General features: G+C 58.4%; 2 protein-coding genes. One reads left to right on the top strand and one right to left on the bottom strand.

Translation table 11 applies throughout. From position 1 onward, the window contains the following. The first annotated feature begins 133 nt into the window (after window positions 1-133). The gene (gene ispG, locus NW840_RS09750; RefSeq protein ID WP_414343922.1) at window positions 134-1363 is read left to right on the top strand and encodes a (E)-4-hydroxy-3-methylbut-2-enyl-diphosphate synthase; all 1230 of its coding nucleotides are present in this window, start codon (window positions 134-136) and stop codon (window positions 1361-1363) included. Between the two features lie 69 nt (window positions 1364-1432). Here ispG and NW840_RS09745 read toward each other — a convergent pair whose 3' ends face one another. After that, window positions 1433-1861 (bottom strand): hypothetical protein, encoded by a 429-nt coding sequence (locus NW840_RS09745; RefSeq protein WP_414343920.1) that lies wholly within the window; start codon window positions 1859-1861, stop codon window positions 1433-1435. Window positions 1862-2011 lie beyond the last annotated feature (150 nt).

Genomic DNA, 2011 nt, shown 5'->3' with positions numbered 1-2011 from the left:
TCAAAGCGCATTCCTCCCGGCACTGACCCTACGGGTACAGTGCGGGGCTCCTGCGATTTCTAGCTGAATCGAACCCCAGGTTAGTTTCCGACCTACAATCAAGCTAGAGCAGCTCTTTTGGCTTGACCAAGCTATGCAAACCCTGGATCGGCCCAACGCCCCCACCCAGCAGCCCTACCCAGAACCGGTCTATCCCCGTCGCCCCACCCGCACGGTGGCCGTAGCCGATGTGTTGATCGGCAGCCAGCACCCGGTGGTGGTACAGTCCATGATCAACGAGGACACCCTCGACATCGACGCAGCAGTGGCCGGGATCCGCCGTCTGCACGAGGCAGGCTCAGAGATTGTGCGGGTTACCGTTCCCAGCATGGCCCATGCCAAGGCGATGGAGGCGATTCGGGAGAAGCTGATCCAAACCTACAAGCCGGTGCCTTTGGTAGCCGATGTCCATCACAACGGCATCAAGATCGCCCTGGAAGTAGCCAAATACGTGGACAAGGTGCGCATCAATCCAGGGTTGTTCGTCTTTGAAAAACCTCAGCCCGGTCGCACAGAATATACCCAAGCCGAATTTGAGGCCATTCGTAACAAAATCCGGGAAACCTTCACCCCCCTTGTCCAGACCCTCAAAGCCCAGAACAAAGCCCTGCGCATCGGGGTCAATCATGGATCCCTGGCAGAGCGGATGCTCTTCACCTACGGGGATACGCCTGAGGGCATGGTGGAGTCGGCCCTGGAATTTGCCCAAATCTGCGCCGAGCAAGACTTTCACAATGTGGTGCTTTCCTTCAAGGCTTCCCGCCCGCAGGTCATGTTGGCGGCCTACCGGCTGGCAGCCCGTCGCTTCGATGCCCTGGGCCTGAATTACCCCTTCCACTTAGGTGTCACCGAGGCGGGCGATGGAGAATATGGCCGCATCAAGTCGGCGGTGGGGATCGGAACCCTCTTGGCTGAAGGGATCGGCGACACGATTCGGGTTTCTCTCACGGAAGCGCCGGAAAAGGAGATCCCGGTGGCCTACGGCATTTTGCAAGCTCTGAACCTGCGCAAAACCATGGTGGAGTATGTGGCCTGCCCTTCCTGTGGCCGCACCCTCTTCAATTTGGAGGAGGTGCTGCAGAAGGTGCGCGCCGCAACCCAGCACCTGGTGGGGCTGGACATTGCCGTGATGGGCTGCATTGTCAATGGTCCGGGAGAGATGGCCGACGCCGACTACGGCTACGTGGGCAAGACGCCGGGGGTGATCTCTCTCTACCGCGGCAAAGAGGAAGTGAAAAGGGTGCCGGAATCGGAAGGCGTGCAGGCGCTGATCGATCTGATCAAAGCCGATGGGCGCTGGGTGGATCCCCCTTCTTCCCATTAATTCCGCTTCCCCCTCAAGAGGCGACCTGTCCAGCAATCCTGCCGCGCTCTTGCTTCGCTCAGAAACCGGCTAGTGGCGTTTGCCACGCAGAGCTTTGGCGCGGTTGTTCACCTGCCTTACAAACAGAGGCAGCAGGTGCGCCCGGATATATTCAAACGCTGCTTGTAGACCTTCTTTTTCGTAAATCAGGCCGATTTCCGCCTCAACCTGCGTGGGATCCCTGAAGGCCGACAAAAATTGGTTGGAGGTCAGCCACGTGAAGAGTTCTGCGCGATTCAGGTCACAACTGGGCGGGGAGGGCACTTGCCAGTCTTGAGGTGGCCCAAGCAGCCACTGCCGGGCAAACAAGCTCAACACCGCATCCCCCAGCCAAGCCTTGTCGCGACGGGATCCCTCGTCCAACTGGGCCACCTGCTGTCTGATGGTCTGGCCGGTCGGGGAGAGATGGGATCCTGTCGGCATGGAAGTGGCAAGTGCGCAAGGACTGGCAGCAGACAAGCCCGGCGGCAAAGCGCCCCTGCCTCATTTTAAGATAGGGTCTGGCCCGTTGCAGATGGAGTGTGGCATTGTGAGGATCCTTGGAGCATGACTCTAGTCAATAATAAGCTCAACTATACTGAAAATAATGTATAATATGTTCAGTACGGA

It is taken from the genome of Synechococcus sp. R5-13, from assembly GCF_047462015.1.
Taxonomy (GTDB): domain Bacteria; phylum Cyanobacteriota; class Cyanobacteriia; order Thermostichales; family Thermostichaceae; genus Thermostichus.
The sequence above is the reverse complement of the archived record's forward strand: the minus strand, read 5'-3'. Positions and strand labels throughout refer to the sequence as shown.

What these genes read in the sequence shown, in the direction of transcription:
- ispG (WP_414343922.1), top strand. Translation starts at nt 134, where the DNA reads ATGCAAACCCTGGATCGGCCCAACGCCCCCACCCAGCAGCCCTACCCA.